The sequence below is a fragment of the Desulfotignum phosphitoxidans DSM 13687 genome (genome assembly GCF_000350545.1).
In the GTDB taxonomy this organism is placed as follows: domain Bacteria; phylum Desulfobacterota; class Desulfobacteria; order Desulfobacterales; family Desulfobacteraceae; genus Desulfotignum; species Desulfotignum phosphitoxidans.
On sequence record NZ_APJX01000002.1, the window covers coordinates 394569 to 420394 of the forward strand.

The 25826-nt window shown below is 52.0% G+C and carries 23 protein-coding genes; 1 reads left to right on the forward strand and 22 read right to left on the reverse strand.

What is annotated here, in order from left to right; all coding sequences use genetic code 11:
• Positions 1-127: 127 nt before the first annotated feature.
• From DPO_RS06355 to DPO_RS06425, 15 genes are all read right to left on the reverse strand, one after another.
• Complete coding sequence (locus DPO_RS06355) at positions 128-382, reverse strand: hypothetical protein (RefSeq protein WP_006964931.1); 255 nt, start codon at positions 380-382, stop codon at positions 128-130.
• Positions 383-450: 68 nt separating this feature from the next.
• Positions 451-1593 carry an RNA-guided endonuclease InsQ/TnpB family protein gene (locus tag DPO_RS06360; RefSeq protein ID WP_006964932.1) on the reverse strand — a complete coding sequence of 381 codons (1143 nt, stop codon included), beginning with the start codon at positions 1591-1593 and terminating at the stop codon, positions 451-453.
• Positions 1593-1895, reverse strand: coding sequence for a hypothetical protein (locus DPO_RS06365; RefSeq protein ID WP_006964933.1), 303 nt, complete (start codon positions 1893-1895; stop codon positions 1593-1595). The genes DPO_RS06360 and DPO_RS06365 overlap by 1 nt, the downstream gene beginning before the upstream one ends.
• On the reverse strand, positions 1882-2325 hold the full coding sequence (gene tnpA, locus DPO_RS06370; protein WP_006964934.1) for an IS200/IS605 family transposase: 444 nt from the start codon (positions 2323-2325) through the stop codon (positions 1882-1884). The genes DPO_RS06365 and tnpA overlap by 14 nt, the downstream gene beginning before the upstream one ends.
• Positions 2326-2466: 141 nt before the next feature.
• Positions 2467-4011, reverse strand: coding sequence for a 2-isopropylmalate synthase (locus tag DPO_RS06375; RefSeq protein ID WP_006964935.1), 1545 nt, complete (start codon positions 4009-4011; stop codon positions 2467-2469).
• Between the two features lie 59 nt (positions 4012-4070).
• Positions 4071-5657: a citramalate synthase gene (gene cimA / locus DPO_RS06380; RefSeq protein WP_006964936.1), complete on the reverse strand. Its 1587-nt coding sequence runs from the start codon at positions 5655-5657 to the stop codon at positions 4071-4073.
• A gap of 2 nt (positions 5658-5659) precedes the next feature.
• Positions 5660-6151, reverse strand: a complete 492-nt coding sequence (ilvN, locus tag DPO_RS06385) for an acetolactate synthase small subunit (protein WP_006964937.1) — start codon at positions 6149-6151, stop codon at positions 5660-5662.
• 30 nt (positions 6152-6181) lie between these two features.
• Positions 6182-7873, reverse strand: coding sequence for a biosynthetic-type acetolactate synthase large subunit (gene ilvB / locus DPO_RS06390; protein WP_006964938.1), 1692 nt, complete (start codon positions 7871-7873; stop codon positions 6182-6184).
• A gap of 119 nt (positions 7874-7992) precedes the next feature.
• Positions 7993-9660, reverse strand: a complete 1668-nt coding sequence (gene ilvD / locus DPO_RS06395) for a dihydroxy-acid dehydratase (protein ID WP_006964939.1) — start codon at positions 9658-9660, stop codon at positions 7993-7995.
• 258 nt (positions 9661-9918) lie between these two features.
• Positions 9919-10692, reverse strand: coding sequence for a nickel pincer cofactor biosynthesis protein LarB (larB, locus tag DPO_RS06400; protein WP_006964940.1), 774 nt, complete (start codon positions 10690-10692; stop codon positions 9919-9921).
• Positions 10693-10781: 89 nt separating this feature from the next.
• Positions 10782-12254 (reverse strand): FGGY-family carbohydrate kinase, encoded by a 1473-nt coding sequence (locus DPO_RS06405; RefSeq protein ID WP_006964941.1) that lies wholly within the window; start codon positions 12252-12254, stop codon positions 10782-10784.
• Positions 12255-12290: 36 nt separating this feature from the next.
• Positions 12291-13070, reverse strand: coding sequence for an SDR family oxidoreductase (locus DPO_RS06410; RefSeq protein ID WP_006964942.1), 780 nt, complete (start codon positions 13068-13070; stop codon positions 12291-12293).
• A 16-nt stretch (positions 13071-13086) separates the two neighbouring features.
• Positions 13087-14043: an electron transfer flavoprotein subunit alpha/FixB family protein gene (locus tag DPO_RS06415; RefSeq protein ID WP_006964943.1), complete on the reverse strand. Its 957-nt coding sequence runs from the start codon at positions 14041-14043 to the stop codon at positions 13087-13089.
• A complete protein-coding gene (locus DPO_RS06420; RefSeq protein ID WP_040011674.1) occupies positions 14040-14810 on the reverse strand; it encodes an electron transfer flavoprotein subunit beta/FixA family protein in 771 nt (256 codons plus the stop codon). The genes DPO_RS06415 and DPO_RS06420 overlap by 4 nt, the downstream gene beginning before the upstream one ends.
• Before the next feature lie 31 nt (positions 14811-14841).
• Complete coding sequence (locus DPO_RS06425; protein ID WP_006964945.1) at positions 14842-16314, reverse strand: FAD-binding oxidoreductase; 1473 nt, start codon at positions 16312-16314, stop codon at positions 14842-14844.
• A 226-nt stretch (positions 16315-16540) separates the two neighbouring features.
• On the opposite strand from DPO_RS06425, the gene DPO_RS06430 reads away from it, so the two are divergent.
• Positions 16541-17245 (forward strand): MurR/RpiR family transcriptional regulator, encoded by a 705-nt coding sequence (locus DPO_RS06430; protein ID WP_006964946.1) that lies wholly within the window; start codon positions 16541-16543, stop codon positions 17243-17245.
• A 93-nt stretch (positions 17246-17338) separates the two neighbouring features.
• Here DPO_RS06430 and DPO_RS25795 read toward each other — a convergent pair whose 3' ends face one another.
• The 7 genes from DPO_RS25795 to DPO_RS06460 form a co-directional block, all read right to left on the reverse strand.
• The gene (locus DPO_RS25795) at positions 17339-17584 is read right to left on the reverse strand and encodes a hypothetical protein (RefSeq protein WP_201765606.1); all 246 of its coding nucleotides are present in this window, start codon (positions 17582-17584) and stop codon (positions 17339-17341) included.
• Positions 17562-18473, reverse strand: coding sequence for a Fic family protein (locus DPO_RS06435; protein ID WP_006964947.1), 912 nt, complete (start codon positions 18471-18473; stop codon positions 17562-17564). Before DPO_RS06435 ends, DPO_RS25795 begins: the two co-directional genes overlap by 23 nt.
• 538 nt (positions 18474-19011) lie before the next feature.
• Positions 19012-19833 carry a crotonase/enoyl-CoA hydratase family protein gene (locus DPO_RS06440; RefSeq protein ID WP_006964948.1) on the reverse strand — a complete coding sequence of 274 codons (822 nt, stop codon included), beginning with the start codon at positions 19831-19833 and terminating at the stop codon, positions 19012-19014.
• 17 nt (positions 19834-19850) lie between these two features.
• Positions 19851-20570 carry an SIMPL domain-containing protein gene (locus DPO_RS06445; protein WP_006964949.1) on the reverse strand — a complete coding sequence of 240 codons (720 nt, stop codon included), beginning with the start codon at positions 20568-20570 and terminating at the stop codon, positions 19851-19853.
• 105 nt (positions 20571-20675) lie between these two features.
• Positions 20676-21041 (reverse strand): SpoIIAA family protein, encoded by a 366-nt coding sequence (locus DPO_RS06450; RefSeq protein ID WP_006964950.1) that lies wholly within the window; start codon positions 21039-21041, stop codon positions 20676-20678.
• Positions 21042-21305: 264 nt separating this feature from the next.
• The gene (locus tag DPO_RS06455; RefSeq protein WP_006964951.1) at positions 21306-22769 is read right to left on the reverse strand and encodes an ATP-binding protein; all 1464 of its coding nucleotides are present in this window, start codon (positions 22767-22769) and stop codon (positions 21306-21308) included.
• Positions 22750-25788, reverse strand: coding sequence for a hypothetical protein (locus tag DPO_RS06460; protein ID WP_006964952.1), 3039 nt, complete (start codon positions 25786-25788; stop codon positions 22750-22752). The genes DPO_RS06455 and DPO_RS06460 overlap by 20 nt, the downstream gene beginning before the upstream one ends.
• Positions 25789-25826 lie beyond the last annotated feature (38 nt).

The window sequence follows — 25826 nt, forward strand, 5'->3', positions numbered from 1 at the left end:
TAAGCAACGCTCTGAAATATCGGTTTCACAGGCATGAAACCGCATTCAATCCGGATAAAAGTATTAACAGCCCCAACCGGTTCTGTCAATTATTGATTGCCGGGACTTTCAGGTGTGCATCTGGGGATCAGGCGGCGTCACCTGGGTTGGAAAGATGAAAATCCAGAACTTCAATGGTTTTGGAACCCGTGCCCGTGGTCAACGTTCCTCTGACGGTCACGGTTTTTCGCAGATGCTGTAGCAATAACCTGCCGGCCCGGGTATCCGCCACCGTGACAATATCTTCGTCAAATGTCACGATGGCGGAACCCAGAATTGCACCGCTGGTATCCCAGGATGCAGGGATGACAATTCCTGTGATGGATGTGAGTTGATGTGCCATGCCCGGGACAAATGCAAATACCGGGCCATTGACATACTCCCCACAGATAAATCAGGGGGATTCTGGGTTCAAGCAGGGACTGCCTGCAAAGCAGGTCTTACGTCCCCTAATCCAAGAGAAGATGCCCCTTCTCTGTGTATATTCATTGCGGCGTTTTTGTCCCGGTCGTGATCTGTTCTGCATTCAGAACATACCCATGACCGGTCCTTTAATGCCAATTCTTTATTGATATGGCCACATGAACTGCACATCTTACTGGACGGAAAAAATCGATCCACAAAGACCAGTTCAGATCCTTCCTGCCGGCAGTAGTGCTCTACTGTTCTTAAAAAGCTGAACAAGCCCAGATCAGACACTTTCCGACCCCATAGCAGTTGCATTGCTTTTATATTTAAATCTTCAAAACAAAGCAGGTCATACTCACTCACCAGGGCCTTTGCCGTCTTAAAATGAAAATCCTTTCGCTTGTTGGCAATGGTTCGATGGACACGGGCCAGATGTTTCCTGGCCTGTTTACGATGATTTGACCCCTTCTTTTTACGGGACAAAACATTATTTGCTTTTTTTACGGCTTTGATCCCCTGCTTAAAAAAGAGTGGGGATTGAATAGGATCTGTTTCATTACTCGGCATCAAAAATGTTTTCAAACCAAAATCAAAACCTGCACTTTTACCTGTCATGATTCTGTCTATGGTTTGATCCTTGATGTCACATGAAAAAAACAAATACAAATCCCCCAAGGGATCCCGTTTAACCGTTAGAGTTTTCACCATCCCCTCAAGATTCCGGGAATGATGAAATCGATATATCCTTTTACCTATCTTCACCTTGTTCCCACCAAGGAGTTTATATCCAGCTTGTTTCAGTGTAAAAGATTTGTATTTTACCCGTTTCCTGAACCCGGGCGGGGCAACCTTCCTCTCCGATTTCAACGAATCAAAAAACAGCTTATACGCACGATCTATTCGATCTGTTATATCCTGTATCGCCTGGGAACCAACCTGGTTCCAGGCTTTGAATTTCTCCTGTTTCTTCAGACCAGTGATATGTTTCTGTAGCTGATATTTATTTAAAGACTTTCCATACAGCCGATAATACCGCTTATGCAAAGCAATGCAGTGGTTATAGATCCCGGCAGCAATATCAATCTGCTGGTGCAGATGTTTATTGCGCTTTGCCTGGTATAGCTTGTATTGGAAAGTCTTTCTCATTAAAGCAGTCTCAATCCATTCCTTTTCATTTGATCAACAATTTCAGAAATCATATCCTCTGCTGCATATTTTGGCCAATCCCAGTCACCGCAATCTTCTTTTTTAAGCGTTAAACTGGTTTCGTAGTCCCATGTTTCTAATGCCCCTTGGTCTGCAGGGAAATAATCGCCTTTTTTTGAAGAAATCATGAACTGGCACTTTTTGTCGAACATCAATTTTATTTCTTTATTTGGGCCGATTTCCTGGATTGCAAGTCCCACATTTAATTTTTCAGCAAATGGATTAAACTCAAGTTCTTCCATTATTCTTCCACCCTTTGGATTTTATGTCTTCATATCTTGTTTTTTGGTTTTCAATGTACTGTTTAATCACGCTGATTGGCGCTCCCCCAACCGTTGAAACAAAATAGCTATTTGTCCAAAGAGTGGGCAGCGTTTTCTTCAAAATAGGGAATTCTTCTCTCAATGTTTTTGAGCTTACTCCCTTTATTTGTTTTATCAGTCTATGAATACCGTATTGGGGATCAACTTCAACCAAAATATGAATATGGTCTTTATCACATTCTATTTCAATTAAATCCGACTGTTTTTCATTGCAAACATCTTTAACGATTTGTTTAAGCCTTTTTTCAATATTGTCTTTTAAAATCTTTTTGCGGTATTTGGGGCACCAAACCACATGATACTTGCACGAATAACATATGTTATTGTTTGTTTTGTAGGTTATACTCATAACTTTCATATAACATACAAATTACAATGTGTCAACTTATTTTTCTCGCCGAAGGGCATGGCCTTATATCCCCATGTCTGAAGGCAGGGGCTTTACGGCCATCTTTGGTAAATAATCAGCCGGCAAATACCGGGCCGGGGGCTATAATACGGCTTCCTCCTTGGGGGGATTGGCTTTAAGGTATTCCAGTCGGTTGAGGCCGTTGAGATAGGCCAGAGCCGATGCCGTGATAATATCCGGATCCGCCCCTTTGCCCAATGCCACGACCCCGTCTTCCTTGAGCCGGACCGTCACTTCCCCCTGGGCGTCCGTGCCCTCGGTCAAAGCGGAAATGGTGAACCGCAGCAGCTCGGACTTGGTGTGGGTCAGTTTGGATATGATGTTGTAGACCGCATCGATGGGACCCGTACCTTCCAAGGCGCCCTGCACCAGGCGGCCGTGGATCTTGAGCTGTACTGACGCTGTGGGAAACACGGTGGATCCGGACAGCACATGGATATATTCCAGACTGAAGACCTCTGAGGTCCGCAACACCCCTTCATTGATCAACGCCTCGATGTCTTCGTCCAGGATCTGTTTTTTGCGGTCTGCCAGGTTTTTGAATTTCTGAAACACGATATTGATCTCTTCATCCGACAAATCGTATCCCATGGATCGTACATGGGCTGCCAGGGCGTGCCGGCCGGAATGTTTGCCTAACACCAGGTTGTTTTTGGAAATACCCACGGTTTCCGGTTTCATGATTTCGTAGGTCATGGGATTTTTCAACACCCCGTCCTGGTGAATACCGGCTTCGTGGGCAAAGGCGTTGGCCCCCACAATGGCCCGGTTGGGCTGGATCAGGATTCCGGTGATCATGCTCACCAGGCGGCTGGTGGGATAAATTCTTGTGGTGTCGATATTAGTGGTATGGGTGAAAAAATTAGGCCTTGTTTTCAAAGACATCACCACTTCTTCCATGGAAGTGTTGCCGGCCCGTTCCCCGAGGCCGTTGATGGTCACCTCCACCTGGCGGGCCCCGTTCTGGATGGCGGCCAGGGTGTTGGCCGTGGCCAGGCCCAGATCATTGTGGCAGTGCACCGACAAAACGGCCTGGTCGATGTTGGCGGTGTTTTCAATCACATATGCCACCAGTTTTCCGAATTCTTCGGGCACGGCATATCCCACGGTATCCGGCAGGTTGATGGTGGTGGCCCCGGCATCGATGACGGATTCAAAGACCGTGCACAGAAAATCCGGGTCAGACCGGGACCCGTCTTCAGCGGAAAATTCCACGTTGGAGGTAAAAGAGGCTGCCAGTTTCACGGATTCCACGGCCTTTTTCAGCACATCGGCCGGCTCCATCTGGAGTTTGTATTTCATGTGCAGTTCCGAGGTGGCGATAAAGGTGTGGATCCGGGGATTGACCGCATCTTTGACGGCATCCCATCCCCGGCGGATATCTGCTTCATTGGCCCGGCACAGGGCCGCCACCTGGGCTTTTTTCAGGCTTTCAGCGATCTTTTTGACCGCTTCGAAATCCCCGTCCGATGCCGCAGGAAACCCGGCCTCGATCACGTCCACCCCCAGCAGTTCCAGCTGGGTGGCAATGCGCAGTTTTTCCGCCTGGTTCATGCTGGCTCCCGGGGATTGTTCCCCGTCCCGCAGGGTGGTGTCAAAGATAATAATGTGTTTCTGATCGTTCATGATGCTGTCCTTATATGGGTGAAAATAAAATAATAAAAAATGACCAAAATTCTGACTGGTTACGATGGGGTCTGATGTTCTAAAGACAGTTTGTACTGGAAACTGTCGGACAGGGCCTGCCAGGAGGCTTCGATAATATCTTCAGACACTCCGATGGTGGAGAAAATATTATCCGTGTCCCGGGATTCGATGAGCACCCGGACCTTGGCGTCCGTGCCGTCGGACCCGTCGATCACCCGGACCTTGAAGTCCACCAGATGCATGTCATTGATCTGGGGATACATGGCGGACAATGCTTTTCTCAACGCGTTGTCCAGGGCGGACACGGGGCCGTCTCCTTCAGCTGAGGTGATTTCCGTGGTTTTGCCCACCCTTATTTTGATCATGGCATGGGAATAACAGGGTTTTTCCTTGTCTTTTTCCACCACCACCCGGAAGGATTCCAGGTCAAAATAGCTTTTGTACTGTTCCGTCAGCTTTTCCATGATCAGTTTAAGCGAGCCTTCCGCTGCGTCAAACTCGAATCCGTCATCTTCCAGATCCTTGATGGAAGCCACAATCTGGCGCTGTTTGACGGCATCATCCCCTAAATCCACGCCCAGTTCTTCCGCCTTGTAAATAATATTGCTTTTTCCCGACTGTTCCGATACCAGGACCCGGCGGACATTGCCCACCTTTACCGGGTCCATGTGTTCATAGGCTTTGGGGTTTTTCATGATGGCCGACACATGGACCCCGCCTTTGTGGGCAAATGCGCTTTTTCCCACAAAGGGCCGGGAATTGACCGGCGGCATATTGGCGGTTTCCGACACAAACCGGGACAGGTTCAACAGTTTTTTTAAGTTGTCTTCAGACATGCAGTCTTTTTTCATTTTCACGGCCAGAATCGGGATGATGGCAGTCAAGTCCGCATTGCCGCACCGTTCCCCATACCCGTTGATGGTGCCCTGAACCAGGGTGGCGCCTACGTGCACGGCATTGACCGCATTGGCCACGGCCATGGCGCAGTCATTATGGGTGTGGATGCCATAGCAGATGCCGGGCCGGTCTTTGAAGTGTTCCATGACCGAGCGGATGATCTCCTCGATTTCACAGGGCAAAGATCCGCCGTTGGTGTCACACAGCACCAGGGTCCGAGTGCCGCCGTCCAGGGCCGCTTCCAGCGTATCCAGCGCATATGAGGGGTTGGCTTTGTACCCGTCGAAAAAATGCTCGGCATCATACATCACCTCTCTGCCCTGATCCAGCAGATACGCCACACTTTCTCTGATCATTTTCAAGTTTTCTTCCAGGGAGTTGTCCATGATTTCATTGACGTGCAGGTCCCAGGATTTGCCGAAAATCGTGATCACGGGCGCACCCGAGTCAATCAGGGCCGCCAGGTTGCCATCTTTGTCACATGAGATGCCCGGCCGCCTTGTGGCACCGAACGCCGCTACTTTGGCCTGTTTGAATGCAATTTTTTTGGCCAGTTCAAAGAAATGGGCCGCCCCGGGGTTGGAACCGGGCCATCCGCCTTCAATGTAGTGAATACCGGCATCATCCAGCCGTTTGGCGATTTTCACCTTGTCTTCCGGAGAAAAAAAGAGATTTTCCCCCTGCATGCCGTCTCTTAACGTGGTGTCGTATAATTGGACTTTTTCCATTGTTATTTCCCCATCTCTCTGGCCAGGGCAATGGCCCCGGTACTGGCGATTTCAACGATTCCCATGGGTTTGACCAAAGACAAAAATGCCTCGTGCTTGCCGCTGTCACCGGAAATCTCGATGGTGTAGTGGGCATGGCCCACATCCACCACCCGGCACCGGAAAATGTCCACGATGCGCAGAATCTCCGCCCGCTTTTCCGGATTGGCATGCACCTTGACCAGGGCCAGCTGCCGTTCCACATATTTTTTTTCCGTGAGATCGGTCACCGTAATCACGTTGATGAGCTTGTGCAGCTGTTTTTTGATCTGCTCGATGGTCTGGGCGTCACAGGTGGTGGCCATGGTGATTCTGGAGACCACGGGGTCATCCGTGGTGGCCACGCTCAAAGAGTCGATGTTGAACCCTCGGCCGGAAAACAGACCGGCGATCCGGGACAGGACCCCGGGTTCATTGTCCACAAGAATCGACAATAAATATCTGCTGGTTTCCATTGGTGTTTCCTTTACTGTGTGTATCATTTTTTATACCAGAAGCATATCTGTGATGGCACCACCGGCCGGCACCATGGGGTAGACGGACTCTTCTCTTTCCACCACAAAATCCATGATCACGGTGCCGTGCGTGTCCAGTCCTTTTTTCAGGGTTTCTTCCACACAGGCCGGGTCTGTGCACCGGAACCCCGTGGCCCCGTATGCGTCGGCCAGTTTGACAAAATCAGGCGCGTTTTCAATGTTGGTGCAGGCATAGGCTTTGTTGTAGAACAGCTCCTGCCACTGGCGCACCATGCCTAAAAACCGGTTGTTAAGAATCACGACCTTGACATCCAGGCAGTTTTCCACGGCCGTCATCAGCTCCTGGATGTTCATCTGGATGGACCCGTCCCCGGCCACATCCACCACCAGTTTGTCCGGGCAGGCCGCTTTGGCGCCGATGGCGGCCGGCAGACCAAATCCCATGACCCCTAATCCGCCGGAAGTGATGAAATGGTTGGGCCGGTCAAAGTGATAATACTGGGCCGCCCACATCTGGTTCTGTCCCACTTCCGTGGTAATGATGGCCTGACCCTGGGTAATTTCCCACAGCTTTTCCACCACAAACTGAGGTTTGATCACATCGGTTTTCTGTTCGTATTTCAAGGGCATGGTCTGCTTCCACTGGTCGATCTGTGCCAGCCAGACATCCCGGTCCACGGCCAGGTCTTTGGTATCTTGTTTTTCCATGAGCGCAAGAATATGTTCCAGCGTGGTTTTACAGTCCCCCACAATGGGGCACTGAACCTCGATGTTTTTGTGAATGGAGGTGGGGTCGATATCGATCTGAATGATATCTGCATGGGGCGCAAACTTGCTGATATTTCCCGTGACCCGGTCATCGAACCGGACCCCCACGGCAATGATCAGATCCGAGTGTCCGATGCTCATGTTGGCCCGGAATGTGCCGTGCATGCCCAGCATGCCCAGCCACAAAGGATCCGTGCCCGGAAACGCCCCCAGCCCCATCAAAGAGGTGGTCACGGGGATCTGTGCCATTTTGGCCAGCCGGGTGATCTGTTCCGATGCCCGGGACAGGATCACCCCGCCGCCGGCAAATACCACGGGCCGCCGGGCCGCCTGGATCATCTCCACCACCTTGTGGATCTGTTTTTTGTTGGGTTTGTAATTGGGTTTATAGGATCTGAGGTTGGGTTCATCCGGCATGGTGAACTCGATTTTGGCCTGGAGAATATCCTTGGGCAGATCCACCAGCACTGGGCCGGGACGGCCGGACCGGGCGATGAAAAAAGCTTCCTGGATAGTGGCGGCCAGTTTGTCCGGGTCTTTGACCAGGTAGTTGTGTTTGGTGCAGGGCCGGGTGATGCCCACGATGTCCACTTCCTGGAACGCGTCATTGCCGATGAGCCCCGTGGGCACCTGGCCGCAGAACACCACCATGGGTATGGAGTCGGCATGGGCCGATGCCAGGCCCGTGACCGTGTTGGTGGCCCCCGGGCCGGAAGTCACCAGGGCCACCCCTGTGGTCTGGTGGGCCCGGGAATAGGCGTCGGCCGCGTGAACCGCACCCTGTTCATGGCGGACCAGGATATGGCGCAGGTCATCATGCCGGACGATTTCATCATGGATATCAATGGTGGCACCGCCGGGATATCCGAATATGGTGTCAACTCCCTGGGCTTTGATCATTTTTACCAGGATTTGTGCCCCTGTCAGTTTCATTGTGTTCTCCTGTGTCATTCTATATGAAAGTGTTACGTATTGAAGTTTTAAGTGTTAAGTTTTAAGTGTTAAGCTGATATTTCACTGCTGAACTTTCATCATTTGGGGGGTCAATGGGGTTATTCAATAATGGCTCCCTGGGCCGCGGATGATACCTGCCGGGCATACCGGGCCATGTAGCCTGTTTTGATTTTGGGTTCGGGTTTGACCCATCGGGCCTGCCGTTCCCGGATCTCATCTTCGGGTACCATCAGTTCAATGGTTTTGGTCGGGATATCGATGCGGATGATGTCGTTTTCATTGATCATGGCAATGGGGCCGCCGTTCGCTGCTTCCGGGGACACATGACCGATGCAGGCCCCTTTGGTGCCGCCGGAAAACCGGCCGTCCGTGATCAAGGCACAGGCCGCCCCTAAGCCCATGCCGGCAATGGCCGAGGTCGGGGTGAGCATTTCCCGCATGCCAGGCCCCCCGGCAGGGCCTTCATACCGGATCACCACCACATCTCCGGCATTGATTTTCCCGCCCAGAATGGCCTCTGTGGCGGCTTCTTCCGTGTCAAACACCCGGGCCGGGCCCTGGTGTGTCATCATCTCTTCCACCACAGCGGACTGCTTGACCACACACCCGTCCGGGGCCAGGTTTCCGAACAAAACAGCCAGACCGCCCTGGACATGATAGGGATCACTGACAGGCCGGATCACGGCCCCGTCCTTGATCTCCACGGAAGAAAGGTTGTCTGCCAGGTTTTTTCCCGTGGCTGTGAGGCAACCGGTGTCCAGCAGAGAATGTGCGGCCAGGGTTTTCATCACCGCAGGAATGCCGCCGGCCCGGTCCAGATCCTGGATATGGTCGGGACCGCCCGGGCTCAAGGAGCAGATATGCGGGGTTTTTTCACTGACCTGGTTGATCACAGACAGTTCCAGGGGAACGCTTGCCTCATGGGCAATGGCGGTCAGATGCAGCACCGTGTTGGTGGAACAGCCCAAAGCCATGTCCACGGTCAGCGCGTTCATGAATGCCTGTTGGGTCATGATTTTATCCGGGGTGATCCCCTGTTCCAGCAGCGCCATGATCTGGATGCCCGTTTCCTTGGCCAGGCGGATGCGCCGGGACATGGGGGCCGGGATGGTGCCGTTGCCGGGCAAAGCCATGCCTAAGGCTTCGGTGAGGCAGTTCATGGAATTGGCCGTGAACATGCCGGCGCAGGACCCGCAGGTGGGGCAGGCGCACTCTTCCACGGCAGCCAGGTCCGCCTCGGTCATGCGGCCGCCCCGGACTGCGCCCACGGCCTCGAACACGGACACCAGATCGATTTTTTTTGTCTGGTCTTTGGGATCCAGTCCGGCCAGCATGGGGCCGCCGCTGAGAAAAATGGCCGGAATATTGAGCCGGGCCGCCGCCATGAGCATGCCGGGCACGATTTTGTCACAGTTGGGCACCATGACAATGGCATCAAACGGGTGGGCAGTGGCCGTCACCTCGATGGAGTCGGCGATCAGTTCCCGGGAGGCCAGGGAATAGTGCATGCCTTTGTGGTTCATGGCAATGCCGTCACACACCCCGATGGTGGAAAATTCCATGGGAGTGCCCCCGGCCATGGAGATGCCGGATTTGACGGCCGCCACCAGGGTATCCAGGTGCATGTGCCCGGGAATGAGTTCATTGGCGGCATTGGCAATGCCGATCAACGGCTGGCGGATCTCTCTGTCCGTGTAGCCTAAGGCCTTCATCAGGCTCCGGTGGGGGGCTCTTTCCACCCCTTTGGTTGCAATGTGGCTGCGCATATGTCTCTCCTTAAAAGCAAAAAAGCCGTTATCTGCCCCCTCGGGGCTGATAACGGCTTTTAACTTGTCAATTGGTTTATGCCACTAGGAGCCCCTTCGTCTGGAGGTGTTAATAATCACCTCCACGATAATAATGAGGACTACCAGTAGTATGCTTGTCATTTCGGGTGTCATGTCATATTCACTTTGTTTAAAGTTAATTCATTATATATAAATTTATGACGTGTCAACAAAAAAATAAATCAGACGTATTTTTTATCACAGGGCGGTGTCTTTATCCACGCCCACATGGTTGATGCTCGATGCCATGTACCCGGCCCCGAACCCGTTGTCAATGTTGACCACGGCAATATTGGAGGCACAGGAATTGAGCATGCCCAACAGCGCGGTCATGCCCCCGAAGCTGGTGCCGTACCCGATACTGGTGGGCACGGCAATGACCGGCGCTCCCACCATGCCCGCCACCACGGAGGGCAGGGCCCCTTCCATGCCCGCCGCCACAATGATCACCCCGGCCTGCCGGATCATCTCTTTGTGGGCGAACAGCCGGTGGATCCCGGCCACGCCCACGTCAAACAGGGTGTCCACCCGGTTGCCCATGGCCCGGGCCGTCAGGGCCGCTTCTTCTGCCACGGGAATATCCGAGGTGCCGGCCGTGATCACCAGGATGTTGCCGGTTCCGGTGATATCCGGCGCCGTTTTCTGAATCCGCAAAAGCCGGGCATCCGGAAAATACGCGGCATCGGGAAAATGGGCCACAAGCGGGTCTGCCGTGGTCGGATCGATGCGGGTCACCAGGATCACGTTTTCTTTGGGCACCATTTTTTCCAGGATACCGGCAATCTGTTCCCGGGTCTTGCCCAGGCCGAATATCACTTCGGGAAACCCTTTGCGCAACGAGCGGTGATGGTCTATCCGGGCATATTCAAGGGATTCAAATGTCAGATCGGACAGCTGTTTTTCAGCGTCTGAGACAGTGGTCCGGCCGTTGGCCACTTGTGACAGCAGCCGGGTCAGGTCCTGGGGGGTCATATGGGATTTCCTTCATGAATGCAGGTCATTGTTGGCCCATAGATATCATCGGCCGGCAAATTACGTCAAGAATTTAAATGAAGATCTGACTACCCGCTTACCGATTCCTGAGGGGATGATGCCGGGTGCGGATGAAAAATCCCGTGGGACCGTTTCAACAGGTCGTCGGTCTCCGGTACGATCTGCTGATAGACCTCCTCATTGATCCGGCGGTAAAGTTCGACATTCTCCCGGATGGGGGTAAACGTATCCCTGCGGCGCACCATCTGGTCGACGGCTTCCTGCCGGTTTTCATAGATCTTTAAGGCCAGCGCGGTGCAGATGGCCGCCCCCATGCTGGCGGAGCCGTTGACCACGTTCCTGTGGGCCGGCACGCCAAAGACATCGGCAAAGATCTGCATGAACAGTTCTCCGTTTGACCCGCCCCCGCTGACAATAATCTGAGTCAGTGCCACGCCCATTTCATCACACATGGCCTGGGCGTTGTTTTTCATGGTCAGTGCAATGCCCTCCAAAACGGAGCGGAACATGTGGATCCCTTGGTGGGTGCTGTTGAAACCGATCATCATGCCCCGCTCATGGAGACGGGAAGGGTCGGGCAGCCAGTTGAGCACGGTGTACAGGCCGTCACACCCGGCAGGGATGTCGGCGCCGGCCGCATTCAGGTACGCTTCCGGGGAAAGCCCCATGCGGTGTGCCACCTCGACCACGTCAGACCCCATGAGTTCCTTGACCCAGGGCACCGTGGCCATTCCCCTGCGGATGCCGCTGCTCTCATACATGTATTCACCGGGAACAGCCCCCGGGTTGCTCCAGTAATGGGCCGCACCGGTTCCGGATTTTGTTCCCATCATCATGGAGGTAATATAGGTGCCAAGGGATACCAGCACGGTGCCGTCATCTTTCAGACCCGCGCCCAGGCCTTCCACGGCCTTGTCATTGGCCGTGGACACCACGGGGATACCCGCGGGAATGCCCGTGGCCCGGCTGGCTTTTTCCGTGATGGTCCCCAGCACGCTGGACGGATCCTTCAGGTCAAAGAGCATCTCCCGGGGGGTGGTATATGCGTCGAACTGCGCCTGGTCCTCGAACCAGTCCAGGGTGTCGGGATCGATGGGCCAGGGTCCTACGTAATTGGACCGGGTGTCCCTGGTTTCTCCGGTGAGGCGGTGGGTCAGGTAGCCCGTGGCCGTGGTGACATAGCGCACGACATCGTCCTCGTGGCGGTAAGGGGCGGCAAGCCGCAGGTCCATCCAGCTCTGCACGGGGGATGCCAGGGTGCCGTCGGCCCGAAGCAGGGCCCGGCAGCACCGGATCGAGCACAGGCCCACACCCATGATCTGATGCCTGTCCCCGTCAAATTTTTCAAAAAGTCGGCGGCAGGCGGTTTTCAGGCTTTCCCACAGGTCATCGTCCGGGTGCTCGGCCCGGGAGTTTCCGTAGAAATGAATGGGCTGAAGCCGGACCGATTCGGAACAGATCTCATGGCCCCGGATATCAAAGACGGCCACCTTGGTGCTCTGGGTACCGCCGTCAATGGCAATAATATATTGTTTTTTCATGAAGACTCCTTTTTAAAACCAACCGCATTCAGATGATCACCGCATCAGATAACCGCCGTCCACGGTCAGCACGGTGCCGTTCACATAATTGGCCGCATCTGAACACAGAAAAATGCAGGCCCCCATGAGATCCGCAGTCCACCCCCACCGGCTGGCCGGGATGTGGGCGAGGATCTCGGCATTGCGTTTCGGGTCTTTCCGGGTTTTGGCCGTGAGTTCCGTGGCAAAGTACCCCGGGGCAATGGCGTTGACCTGGATGTTGAACCGGGCCAGTTCATCGCACATGGATTTGGTCAGCCCGACAATCCCGTGTTTGGTGGCGGCATAGGCCGGAGACCACTGCCCGCCCAGAAACGAATACAGGGAGGCGATGTTGACAATCTTTCCCCGGGCCTGCCGGATCATGGGCTTGCACGCCTCATGGGTCATCTCGAACGCCGCCGTCAGGTTGACGGCCACCATCTGATCCCATTCCTTCCGGGTATATTGAGTGACATCCTCCACATTGATGCAGATCCCGGCGCAGTTGACCAGGATGTCAATGCGGCCGAAGACATCCACACACTCTTCCACGATCCGCCGGCACTGGCCTTCGGATGTGATGTCGGCGTTCACATAATGATAGGCCGTGCCGCATGCTTCCACCCACTGCCGGGTGGTGCCGTCATCTGCCATGATGCTTGCGGCCAGCACATTGGCGCCGCCTTTTGCCAGGGCAACGGAAAACGCCTGCCCCAGTCCGCTGTTGCCTCCCGTGACCACGGCGTTCTTTCCTGCCAGGGAAAAAAAGCCCATATTGAAATCCGTCAGTTCCATATCAGTTCCAAAATCCTTATGTGTTTTTGTGTGGGTGGTGGATCATTTTGTCCATGAGCTTTTCAATAAATTCACAGGCATCCCCCTGTACGACCAGATCCGACAGCCGGCAGATGGGGGCGTGGGGCGATGTGTTCACGGCGATGATGGATACCGCCCCCCGCAGGCCTGCCAGATGCTGCATGCTGCCGTGAATGCCCAAAGCCAGGTACACCTTCGGAGAAACGGTTTTTCCGGACTGGCCCACCTGGATGGTTCGCCGGGCAATCCCCTGATCCACCAGTTTCCGGCTGGCGGCCACAGTCCCGTTCAGGGCATCTGCCAGGGGTTTCAGTGCCGGAAAGCAGCGGGCCGCACCGCCGCCCCCGGCCACCAGCACTTCGTACTCCCGGATATCCCGGGGTTCGATGATGTTTTGCTCAACACCCAGTCGGGTCAGGGTGCTGCGGGTGGTCACGGGCCGGGAATACTGACTGATCCGGGTGGACACCGTTTCTTCAGGGGGATGTTCAAACGCATGGGGCCGGATGGTCATCATCACAGGACCCGGCCCCTTCGGAAGAATGGTTTCAAGGATCGTTCCGGAACGGGCCGGCCGGGTGATCTCAACACGGCCCTCCCGGACGGTGATGTCTGTCACACCGCTTGCCAGCCCGGTTTTGAGCCGCCATGCCAGCCGCGGGGCGATCATCTTTCCCAGGGTGGTTGCCGGAATCAGGATGCTGTCAAACCCGTGGGTCTGGTGCAGGGTTTCCAGGATCTCTGTGATGGCCCGGGGATCGTTATCCGCCACCAGACCTTCGGCCACCTGGATCACATGGTGAAACCGGTCCGTGAATGTTTCAGGCGAAGCGTTCACCACGACCACATGGGATTTAAACCCGTCCCGGCCGTACATAAGAGTTGCCGCCGCCAGCAGGTCCGGGGTTTTTTCTGGGGTTTCCGTGTCCTGTAATATGCAGGTTTGTTTCATCGGCACACCCCCTTTTTTTTCAGAAAATCAACCACCTGGGTGATGCCGTCGTCATCCGTGCCCACGATCTTCGGGTCTTTTTCCCCGTAGGTCACAGGGCTTGAGCCAGCCACACGGGTCCGGGCGCCGGCACGTCCCACCTGGTCTGCAGAAAACCCCAGATCCCGGCTTGTGAGAATCGTCAGCTTTTCAGACACGTCCCGGCGCAGGTCGGTTAATGTAGGGTAGGGCAGGTTGTATCCGCTTTCCCGGGTCAGGCTCAGGACACCGGGCATGGCCATTTCCCAGGTGGTCACGCCCGTTTCATCCACGGCCTGGAACACGGCCCTTGTGCGGTCGAACCGGTCTGGATCGATCCGGATGACCCCCAGCATCTGATCCAGGCCCAGGCTTTCGGCGATCTGCGCGGGCACCTGGGCAGATCCGCCATCCAGAGAATGGCTGCCCGTGAGCACACAGTCACAGGCCCGGCCCGCAATATACCTGGCAAGGACCCGGCTGGTCACAAAAGCATCGCTGTTCTCAAGCCCGGGGTCCCAGATCAGCGTGCCCCGGTCCACGGCAAGCCTCAGCAGGTCCTCCATGTGGGGGCGAACCGACAGGGGGCCCAGGGTGACCACCTCGATCGTGACCCCGGGATCACGGGACTTCACGTCCAGAGCCACCCCCAGGGCGCAGGTGTCGTCCGGATTCAGGATCAGTCCCCGGGATCCGGCCGTGAAGCGTTCCGGGTCAGGCACAAACTTGACGGCGCAGATGAGGTTCATGGGCATCGGTTGTCAGGTCTCGCATCCATGCTTACTGCTGGTATTTTTCCCCGTCTGCCTGGGGAAAGATGGTCCCGAAATTCATGATGCCGTTGGGGTCAAAGCTTTGTTTGAGTTTCTCCAGCATGTAATAGGCAGAGCCGTGTTCCTCTCTGGTCCATTCGTTTCTGAATTTCCCGATCCCGTGGTGATGGCACATGGAGCCCCCGAACCTGAGGGTCTCCTCAACAATGATCCGCTGCAGCGGGTGGTGGTAGACCCGCATCTCGTCTTCCGGGGTGCAATGGATGCGGTAGTTATAGACAAAGTACATGTTGGTGCCGTTGATATAGCTGTGGGAGGAGTGACCCCCCAGCATGGTCAGGTCATGGGCCCGGGGGTATTCCTCCCGGATCCGCTGCATCACGCGGTTGTAGATCTTGGGGATGGTTTCCCAGTCAGCGGAAATCTCCGTGGTGAACCCGGAATGGGCATCATTTTCCTTCATTCCCTCCATTTCATCGTCAATGTCTTTCTGGGACCAGTTCAGGTGGTTGAACCAGTCTTCAATCAGCGTTGAATCCACAGGTTCGATGATGCCGTCTTTATATTTTTCCACAGCCGCTTCAATGGCATCGCAGGTCGCATCCACAATGCCTTTGGGGCCTTCGCTCATGAAAAGAAGCACGCATCTGTTTTTATGGAAATGATAAAAGTGCTGGGCCGCATCCTCTTCTGAATACGCCCGGGCCACGGACGGCCGGAACCCGTTGACCATCACCTCCCGCAATACCTGAATGCCGGTTTCCATATCCTTGATCAGATACCCGTGAAACCGGTTGTTTTCCGGATAGAACCGGAACAGCTTCACTGTCACTTCCGTGATGTAGCAGAGGGTGCCCTCGTTGCCGATGGCAATATGCCGGATATCCGGTCCGCCGGACCGCCGGGCCACGTTCTTGATCCGGGCAATGTGGCCGTCCGGAAACACGCACTCGAGTCCCACCACCATGTCTTCGATCCCCCCGTACAGGGTGGAGAACTGCCCGATGCTCCGGGTGGACACCAGCCCGCCCAGCTTTGCCACGGGTTTGGACTGGGGGGAGTGCCCCGTGGTCAGTCCTTTTTCCCGGGCCGCATCCTCCAGCACCTGGAGGGGAACGCCTGCCTGGGCCGTGGCCTGCATGTTATAAGCATCGACATTCAGTATCTTGTCCAGATTCAGCGCATCGATGACCACGGTGTTTTCCTTCCAGTTTTCCAGTCCTCCTTCCGTGGCCGTTTTTCCGGCCCGGGGGATGACGTTGACCCCGTGCTGGTTGCAAAAGGACAGCACCCGGCTGACTTCTTCGGCCGTTTTCGGGTACACAATGGCCGCGGGCATGGGCACATCCAGGACCCGCCGGACCTTGGCGTATTTTTTGTACCGGTCTGCCGAGGCATCATACAGGTCTTCACTGTCTGTATTTACCTGGGAGGGCGAAAGCATTTCGCCTAACGTTTGAATGATCTGTTCTTTGTCCACAAGCGGACCTCCTGAGTCTGAATGGTGTGGGACAGAATCGTATGATCCTGCCTGTTTTATGGTGTATGAGGGAATTCTAAAGGCATGGCGGCAATGTGTCAATAAAAAATGGAAATTTTTCCATTATAATGCCAAATAGTAATAAAAAATGGAAAATTTTCCATTGTCGCTGGGGCAAAAGCATGCTACAGTCTGCGATTGTTTAACGGAAACGGGATGAATAAAGATGATTAATCTGGACGTAAGCACATTGAACCCGCTGGAAAAAAAGATCCACAAACAGATGATCCGGCACAGCCGGACCATGCCCGGGATAAGGATCAACCAGGCGGCTGAACTGTGTCAGTGCTCCGGGTCCAAAATATCCAAGTTTGTCAAGAAACTGGGGTTCAGCAGCTACCGGCAGTACCTGGATTTTCTGTATGGAAGAAAAATCCCTCCCGCCGCGGGATCGGATGAGCTGGGCCGGGTTAAGTCCTTTATCGACACCTTTGACAACGGCATGGTCGATGACCTGCTGACCCTGATTGACGGGCACGGCAAAATCATCTTTTTCGGATACGGCCCTTCGCTGCTCTGCGCCCGGTATTTTGAGTACCGGTTCCACAACTGCTCGGACAAGCCTGCCATGGCCGTCTCTGACGAGGTGACCCTGAACAACCTGGTGGATGACACCACCCTGCTGCTGATCCTCACGGAAACGGGCCGTTTTAAATCCTTTCAGCCGGTCTATGAAGGGGCAAAACGCAACGGCGCCACCGTGGTCATTCTTGTTGAGGAATACAACACGGAGCTGTTCAACCAGTGCGACAACATCTTCTGGCTCTCCCGCACGGCCCAGCCGGCACATCTCAAGCCCTACGAAAAATCACGCACGCTTTTTTTTATTTTTCTGGAAGAAATCATTCAGCGCCTGCTGCTGAGAAAATGATAATGTTTGGGAAAAGGGTTGACTTTTTGCCATTCAGTTGATGTCTGTTCTGCGATCCATAAATCGAAATTATTTTTTCTTGGGTGCTTCAAATCATAAGGCAGGGTAAAAAGGAGCAAGATTAAGCTGATAACGTGTACTTTTTAGTTTTCCCGTTTTTGTAAAAATTTCTTTATTCACCAAATCTTGTAAATCTCTTGTCGCGGTTGCTGACGGGGCTTTGACAATTGACATATAATTTCTTGCACTGAATCCGCCGGAAAACCCCTTAGTGCCTTCTTGAAAAATCCGTAATACTGCCTTTGTTTGTCTTGGATTAAGAAGCGTTTTTATAAGCACGAAAGAATTTTGCCTTGGCTATTATAAAATCGACCTGTTTTATCGTCTGTTTTTGTGCGTCAATAATAGTTTTACCAAAGTAACAAAGCCAGGGCGTGATCTGAGTGCTTTTATTTTGAAGTTCTAACGTATTATAATACTCTTTTTTCTTATCACTGATTGTCGAAGATAAAGCGATCAGTGTCGGTTTCCCCAAACTTTGAGACAGGGCCTTTTCGGCCAAAGCCCTGCCAATACGGCCGTTACCATCTTCAAAAGGGTGAATGGTGACAAAATACAGATGTGCTATACCAGCTCTGACTATTGGCGATAACGTTGCTTTTTCACCTAGGGCGGTTCTGTTGAACCAGTCTATGAATTGCTCCATTTCTCCAGGGACTTTAGAGGACGGGGGTGCAATAAAATGAATTTTGGGTTTATCGATTCGTCCGGATATTACCCGCATATCATCGTGGCTTGTACGGTACTTGCCCCTGTCCAAATCTGTTCTTCCGTTCAATAATTTGTCATGCCAGGAATAAAGAATTTCATTGGTTAAAAGAGAATCGAAATTAGTGTACAGATCTTTCATCATCATCGCGATGCCGGCTTCTTCTGGTTTTATATTCCCATGCAGATATTTTTCACCGACACCAAACTCTTTGCAGATAGACGATTGAAGGCTGTCCCTGTCTAAGATCTCGCCTTCTATCTCAGATGTTTTCAAAGCCTCATTGCAGATGATTTCAATTCTGAATTCTTCCAGATCCTCTTTAGAAAGGTGACGCAACACACCAAGAGAAATGCCGGATTCTTTGGAATATTCGTTTTCCAGGGGCTCCAATCTTTTTGTGTCATACGAGAAAAGGGGCCAATTGTCTTGCTGCCAGTTCCATTTTTTTGATTTCATGATTTATAATCCTTTGTTTTATACATCATATATGTACTATTGTTTGATCTATAAAACAACATTTTATACATCATGGCAGATAAAGCATTGCCAATTTTAAACGGCAATACTTCCGGTGCTATCAGTTCATGACCTATGGACAGATTTATTCGGGAAGTGTCGGTTTTTTTACAAGGTGATAGAAAAATGCTGATTTTATGGCAGGATTAAAAAGGGGCAGGCGGGTGATGACCAAAAAAATGAAAACAAGTACACCCTTGAAAGGGCTGGTGAAAGTCCCCTAAACGCGAATGCCCAGTATGCATCGTTTCTGCATTTCAGAAACGTCTCTGGCACTGATGCGCCGGGATAAATCAGCATTTGCCGAATTTGGCAACGCTGCCATTTTCGGCAAATGGTATGGGAATGAAGTCCGACTAATCAGATAGAAAATAAGAAATCGTTGATACGACCCGAATCTGTTTGATATGTGGGTTGTTTTTATCCCTCGGACTAATTGAAAATTGGGCTTGAGACGCGGATTTGATCATGCCATGGATCATTTTCCCGTGAACCTGGGTTTTCTTTTTTCCGTGAATGCCGCTACCGCTTCAAACAGGTCATCGGACGGGATAATGTTGGTGCTCATGGATGCCACGTATTTCAATCCGTCATCTACACTCCTGGCGATACCGTGATTGAGCACCTCTTTGGATGCCTGGACAGCAAGGGGGGAACAGCCTGCTATCTCCATGGCCATTTTCTCGGCGCCGGTCATCAAAGCGGCCGGGTCCTCAAACACTTCGTTCAGGAGCAGCACCTGTTTTGCACGATCCGCAGTCATATTTTTTGCCGTATAGGCAAGTTCCCTGGTGATGCCCTGGCCCACAATAAGGGGCAGTCTCTGGAGCACGCCGACATCGGCTACAAATCCCACTGCCGCTTCTCTTAATGAAAATACAGCGTCTTTTGAGCCCAGCCGGATATCACAGGCAGTAATCATATCAAGGCCCGCACCGATACATTGTCCGTGAACCGCAGCAATCACCGGTTTTCTGCATCTTTCAATACAGGTAATGGTCTCTTGAAGGGAGTAAATTTTTTGCAGCAGCTGCCATTTAACACCCCCTTTCTGGGCCGGGTCCATCAATTCCGGAATCTCACCCACCATGCTCATTAAATCGATGCCCGCACAGAATCCGGCGCCTTTTCCTGCCACAATAATTGCCCGAATATCCGGATCATTGCCCAGGGATTCGAAAACAGCGGAAGCTTCTTCCCATGCCGGAGGGTTCATGGCATTTTTTTTGTCCGGCCGGTTAAGGTATACCCAGGCAATCGGTGCTTTTTTCTCAATCAGATAGTATGTATATTCATTCATGTTTATTCCTTGTCCGACTAATCAGATAGAAAATAAGAAATCGTTGATACGACCCGAATCTGTTTAATATGTGGGTTGTTTTTATCTCTCGGACTGATCGAAAATTGGCCCTGGGACGCGGATTTGATTTTTCCCAGTTTGCTTTTGGAATCCAACGCAAACTTTTCAGCCACTTCCCGGGCTTTTTTTGTGGCTTCCTCAATCATGTCCGGTTTTACGTCGTTTAAGCGTGTAAAAATATATTCTGTCTGGGATTCATAGTTTTCACCCGTCAGAACAATTCCCTGTTTACCCAGTTCTGATAATTTTCCCATGACCGTTCTGACGGCCTTGATATTGTCTGAATACACGGTCACTGACTGTGATGCCGTATATCGAAATAAAAGCGTTGATTCGTTGCCATATTGCTGCGCTGATTTATCAACAATCGCAGGGGTGGAAACTGTGATTTCCTCCTGTTTGATACCGGCATTTTGCAAAAATGTTTGAATGCTTTCGGCACTTTGGTCAATGGCACTGTACAGATCTTCCAACTCATTGCCCACAGTCGTGAACTGGATCGGCCAGATCACAATGTCTGCTTCATATTCTCTTTCAGACAACCCTTTTACCGTGACCGTGCGATCCGATTGTTTAAATTGGATCAGCGCATTGCCGAGAAGAAAACCGAGCAATCCCAGACCAATGACAAGGCAAACGCCTAAAATGAATGAATCATATCTATTTTTTTCTGTCATTCGTGACACACCTCAATTTTAAGTTTTGCGTTTCAATTTAGCGCAGACAATTTTTTTTGTCGGGTAGATCCGTTTGTCAGCTGTTTTTTTTTCAAAAGTCATAAATTAACTCGAAAGCCAGGCCTCTGCTTCTACTTTTTGATCTCTGGCAAATGCTTTGATTTCAAGACCTGGAATCAAATGCCCTTCAAACTCGCTTGCTTTTTTCAACCAGGTTTTGTCAGTTAGAATTGCTGCCCGATCAAATTTTCTGATAAGACCAAACATGGCGGGAAAACGAGAAAACTCAACCGCAATTGCACCCAGGGATGGCAGGTGAAAGTCGATTATTTCATAAAGCATTTTTCCGTTTTCAATGTCTTGGGATTTGTCGGAAAGTTCGTCTAATGCCACTTTCATTTCTTCAGTGTTTAATTCGCCGCTTAATTCAATATCCAGGCGATCAGGACCGATTTTCTTTACTTTAAACATGACAACTCCTGTTTCTCAATGTAATAGACAGCTAACGATTTGCGTTTCAGGCGCAAACGCCGGTCCGTCGGCTGCATCCGCCTGTTTAATATATGGTGGATTTGCGAAAAACAAAATAAAATCAAATAGAAAGGGCTCAAATGATACATACCAGGATTGACACGGAAACTCAAGCGGACATTAAAATTTTTGGCAAAATCGATGATTGTTTCAACTTGCGGGGGGAAATTTCTTCAGGGGCATTGCAACCAACGACCATACATCTCAAGCATCCCGGATCGGCAAAGTGATGACAAACGCGGCCCCCTGGCCTTCCTTGCTGGAGACATCCAGCCACCCGCCGTGTCCGGCGATGATGTTGTAGGAAATGCTGAGTCCTAAGCCCGTGCCGTGGTCCTTGGTGGTGAAAAACGGGTTAAATATCTCAGATTGAATGTCATCGGGGATGCCCGGACCGTCATCCATGATCCGGATGATGGCCACCTTTTCCAGGGGATGGACAAACCGTTCCTCTTCGCTGATGATGATCCAGCCGTCATGTTTGATGGCTTCGCACGCATTGATGATAATGTTGACAATCACTTCCTTGAGCTGTTCCGGATCGATGCGGGTCGAAGAAAGCGGAACACTGCGGACCAGTTTGATCGATACCCGATAGGATTGGAGCCGCTGCTCCAGAAGGTTCAGGGCACTGTCAACAATCAGTGACGGGCTCATGTCCCGGGTTTTGAGACGGGGGGGTCTGGAGAATTCCAGAAAATTGTCCACGATTTTGTTGATCTGCTGAATTTCGCCTGAAATCACATTGAAATCCTCCTGCTGGGCATCGGTGAATTCGCAGGACCGGTTCAGGGAAAACAACCGCATCTTGACGGATGTCAGGGGATTCCGGATGCTGTGGGCCGTGCCGGCGGCCAGTTTTCCCAAAAGTGCCATTTTTTCCGACTGCAACAGGGTTTCCTGACTTTTTTTCAGATCCTGGTGCACCTGTTCCGTGTTTTTGATCAGCCCGTGAACGCTCAGTTCCAGGGCTGCCACCTCATTGGCCGGCCTTGGAAAATCCCCTTGATTATAGGCTTCTTCCGCAATTTTCCGGATGGGACCCAGAATATGCCGGGCAAAGATATAATTGATCAGAAGTGAGAGAATAATGACGATGATGATGGCCATGAGTGCCATATACCGCAACCGGTTGGATTCTTCCCGGCTGGTTTCAATGGCCGCGGAAATTTTGTTCTTATGAAAGGTCTTGAACTGTTCACACAGGTCCAGGATCTGGGCAAAATTTTCCCGGGTGGTTTCATGAATGGCATAGCCTTTCTGAAATTCTCCGGATATGTAAAGGTCAATGACCCTGTCTTTGGTGGTGATGTAATCGACATATTTGGATTCGATCTGGGCGATGGCCTCTTTTTCCCAGTCTTCTTCCACCAGAGATTTGACGCTGTCCATATGATTTGTGAACGTATCCCGGATCTGATGCAGCCGGTCGATCCAGGCCGGGTTCTTGTCCAGCAGATAGTAGGATACAAATCCCTTGTGTTTGACTAAAGCGGTAGCCAGGCTTTCCGCCGACTGGTACACCACAATGTTTTTGTCGATAATGGTCTGGAAAATTTTTTCCGTCTTGTAGGTGTACCAGATCATCAAGAGCCCGCCGATGACCGTGATGCTCACCAGAATGGCATTGACCATGTAAATTCTGTTTTTAAGGCTCAACAAAAGCATGGGCTTCTCTTTCAATGGATGCCAGATATTTGGGATAAGTGGTCAGATAAAAAGACAGCGGCCGTGAAAAATGTCTGCCTAAAATTCCGTCCACAAACAGCCGGCTGATATGCTGCTCATGGACCAGGATGTGCTGGGACTGAAAAAAGATGGTCCTTTCTTCCGGGGTGAGCCGGGAGACCATGTCCAGTATGGTCATCCGGGCCCGGGGCTGGTACATCCAGAAATAAAACAGATCCAGGGAATGAATGATGACCATGACGGCCAGATCCTTGACTTCCGCATTCCGGCTTGCGAACAGGGCTTCGGGTTTTTCCAGAATTTTAAGTTCTTCCGTTTCCGGAAACAGCATTTCCAGTTTGGCATAGGTGTCGAACAGGTCCGTGAATTTCTTTTTGACATCCCGTTTTCGTAAGTTGAGGTTCTGGAACCGGTCCACGGCTCCTTCAATCACTCCGGCCACCGTGTCTGATGCTGCCTTGGAAATAATGGCGGCCCATTTTTGCAGCACCGCGTCCACTCCCGGTACATTGAAAAAAAACAGGATCCCCCCGATGGCCGTGTTAAATGCCAGTGCCACGGGAATGGACAGAATGCTTCTGAAAAAGTTACCCGTGACCATGCCTTTGGGAAGGCCGCGAAAGGCGTTGTGGGCGGACAGGTACAGTCCGTTGACCAGCCCCATGACCGCATACAGGGCCAGGGGGCTGGTATGGGTATTGATGCCCAACGTATTGTCCAGAAGCGTTGTTTTGACCAGCCAGTCCAGCAGGGGCACGGAAAAGCCGGTAAAGAAAAGCGCGTCTGTGAGCCGGTCCCAGCTCACATAATTATTCCATTTGGTCAGCGACGAGCGTTTGAGCCCCCCGCCCCCGAGAACGGATTGCAGAACAACCCTGAAACCGGTAATTCCAAACCAGATAAACGCGCCGAACCAGGCCAGAAACCACCAGTCCTTGGTAAGAAAAAAACAGACAAATGCCGGGATGAACCCCAGGGTGATTTTTAAACTGTTTTTCAATTTGGTGTTCAGGTTTTTCCATATTCTGAACAAAGAGGTTTTCCGGATGCCGGACAGATCTTCTTCCGGCAGAAGACCGTTGGTGTTTTGTTTCTGCATGCCTCCCAACGTGACCACGTTGCCTTTTTTTTTCATATCCAGGGAAAAGGATTCAAAAACCCATTCTTTTTTTTTGACAAACCGGATCTGATCCAGGCCGGGCAGCCACTGGAGAACCGATAGTATCCACTGAAAAAATCGATGCATTTTTTCAGTGGATACGGCTGTCATCTGTTGGCTGACGCTGATGTTTGCCGGGAGAATCAACCGGTCTTTTTTTTGGGTATGAATTTGTTTTTGGGCCCGGAAAGGCAGGGTGTTTATGATGCCGAATCCCATGCCGTAAGTCTGGTGAGATTTGCCCGTGGAATCGCTGCCGAGCCTTGATTTAAGGGGATAAGACGCATACATGTTTTTGAGTGCATCGATATCATATAAAATCGGGTACAGTTTAACCAGCTGATCCCCGTGATCCGGGGGGGCACTTTTTTGTACCCGGGAAATGATCTGGCGGACCTGGCGTTTCAGTTTCAGAAGACTGTTGCCGTTGATGGCTTTTTGCAGTTCATTGACGGCAAACAAATGATCGGTTTTTCCGGAAACAAAATTTTTCAGATTGATGATCTCAAGCCGGGTGACCAGGCCTTTGGATTCATACAGGATTTCAAGCACATCTTCCGCTGCCAGGTTGTCCAGCTTGAGGGTGATGCGAAAGTCACACAGCAGCTGGCCGATGGATTCAAGAAACTGGATATGGGTCAGTTTCAACCGGGCCGGCAGATCCGGGTCATCCGCGGTAATAAAGGATTCAAAGATATCGGGATGCTGTCCGGGAATCAAATAGGTATCCAGAATCTGCTTGACATGGAATTGATCCATCTGTTCCATCCGCGTGCGGATCTGGGCCTGTTTGGTTTCATCGGCCTGATTAAAAATCTCATGCAGTTCTGCCACCCGTTTTTTCATGGCCTCCAGTGCCGTGGCGTGGATAAATTCCGCCAGATGGGGCACACAGGGTTGTCCGGGAAAGGCAAAATTTAAAAAATCCTCCGGGCACAGAGGCGGCAGGTCAATATCCAGGTGCCGGCACATCTCTTTGAGGTGCTGCTCATTGAAGCGTTGCAACAGATTCAACACCTGTTTTTCCTGGAATTTGAGCACCTGTTTGCCCTGGGCCATGAACTGCACCACGTGGGGTTCCGCCAGAAAGCACAGAAAGGATTCCGCGTCGGTCAGCCCCCGGGACACCCAGATGAATGACACATACCGGTCCCGGTACCGGGTCTTGAATTCAATGCCGATGCGCAGGTCGATCTCCATGATCTTTGCCGCTTCAATGAGTTCCAGGGCAAATCGGGGTTCGATATAGTGGTAATAGATGACCCGCAGCCGCCGGATTCCTTTGATCCAGACGTCCATGATCAGATGGGTGGGGGATTTTCGGCCCGAGGTGTTGGCATCGTGGACATGGTCATCAAACGTGACCTGGTTCCATTCCTCCGGCATTTCCAAAAGATGGTAATGGGCCAGCAGTTTTCGGACCAGTCTGGGTTTGCCGAACGCAGCCAGCCGGAAGGTATGGGCCAGGGCCAGCTGGCGGGCATCATTGCCTTTGGCCCGGACCAGCTCTTTCATGATCTGCAACAGGACCCGGGCCGTGTTTTTGGGCATGGGACCATCTGCCGTGTCGAGCACCTCGTCCTTCAATGCTCTGAGTGCTGCCAGGCGGTTTTCAATGCCCCCTCTTTCCATGGATTCCAGCAGGCTGACAATGGCATAAGCCGTATGAAGTCCTTTGGATTCGGCCAGTTCCTTGATGCCCAGGGGATGGAAAAACCGGTAGTAGAGTTTCCGGACATACCCCGGCCGGATATCCGCGTCATACACGGAATTGACAATCCGAATCAGCTCATGGTCCCGTGAATCGAAAAATATGACATCCAATCGGTTCAAATCCATTTCAGTTACAAAAATCCCGGTGCGGTTGTTTTTCTTTC

Bases quoted from the DNA above. Each gene is read 5' to 3' on its own strand.
- DPO_RS06445 (WP_006964949.1), bottom strand. From the start codon at position 20,570: ATGACAGAAAAAAATAGATATGATTCATTCATTTTAGGCGTTTGCCTT.
- DPO_RS06375 (WP_006964935.1), bottom strand. From the start codon at position 4,011: ATGAACGATCAGAAACACATTATTATCTTTGACACCACCCTGCGGGAC.
- DPO_RS06460 (WP_006964952.1), bottom strand. From the start codon at position 25,788: ATGGATTTGAACCGATTGGATGTCATATTTTTCGATTCACGGGACCAT.
- DPO_RS06355 (WP_006964931.1), bottom strand. From the start codon at position 382: ATGGCACATCAACTCACATCCATCACAGGAATTGTCATCCCTGCATCC.
- DPO_RS06430 (WP_006964946.1), top strand. From the start codon at position 16,541: ATGATTAATCTGGACGTAAGCACATTGAACCCGCTGGAAAAAAAGATC.
- DPO_RS06435 (WP_006964947.1), bottom strand. From the start codon at position 18,473: ATGAAATCAAAAAAATGGAACTGGCAGCAAGACAATTGGCCCCTTTTC.
- ilvN (WP_006964937.1), bottom strand. From the start codon at position 6,151: ATGGAAACCAGCAGATATTTATTGTCGATTCTTGTGGACAATGAACCC.
- DPO_RS06440 (WP_006964948.1), bottom strand. From the start codon at position 19,833: ATGAATGAATATACATACTATCTGATTGAGAAAAAAGCACCGATTGCC.
- DPO_RS06415 (WP_006964943.1), bottom strand. From the start codon at position 14,043: ATGAAACAAACCTGCATATTACAGGACACGGAAACCCCAGAAAAAACC.
- ilvB (WP_006964938.1), bottom strand. From the start codon at position 7,873: ATGAAACTGACAGGGGCACAAATCCTGGTAAAAATGATCAAAGCCCAG.
- larB (WP_006964940.1), bottom strand. From the start codon at position 10,692: ATGACCCCCCAGGACCTGACCCGGCTGCTGTCACAAGTGGCCAACGGC.
- DPO_RS06360 (WP_006964932.1), bottom strand. From the start codon at position 1,593: ATGAGAAAGACTTTCCAATACAAGCTATACCAGGCAAAGCGCAATAAA.
- DPO_RS06420 (WP_040011674.1), bottom strand. From the start codon at position 14,810: ATGAACCTCATCTGCGCCGTCAAGTTTGTGCCTGACCCGGAACGCTTC.
- DPO_RS06365 (WP_006964933.1), bottom strand. From the start codon at position 1,895: ATGGAAGAACTTGAGTTTAATCCATTTGCTGAAAAATTAAATGTGGGA.
- DPO_RS06450 (WP_006964950.1), bottom strand. From the start codon at position 21,041: ATGTTTAAAGTAAAGAAAATCGGTCCTGATCGCCTGGATATTGAATTA.
- DPO_RS06410 (WP_006964942.1), bottom strand. From the start codon at position 13,070: ATGGAACTGACGGATTTCAATATGGGCTTTTTTTCCCTGGCAGGAAAG.
- DPO_RS06455 (WP_006964951.1), bottom strand. From the start codon at position 22,769: ATGCTTTTGTTGAGCCTTAAAAACAGAATTTACATGGTCAATGCCATT.
- cimA (WP_006964936.1), bottom strand. From the start codon at position 5,657: ATGGAAAAAGTCCAATTATACGACACCACGTTAAGAGACGGCATGCAG.
- DPO_RS06405 (WP_006964941.1), bottom strand. From the start codon at position 12,254: ATGAAAAAACAATATATTATTGCCATTGACGGCGGTACCCAGAGCACC.
- tnpA (WP_006964934.1), bottom strand. From the start codon at position 2,325: ATGAGTATAACCTACAAAACAAACAATAACATATGTTATTCGTGCAAG.
- ilvD (WP_006964939.1), bottom strand. From the start codon at position 9,660: ATGCGCAGCCACATTGCAACCAAAGGGGTGGAAAGAGCCCCCCACCGG.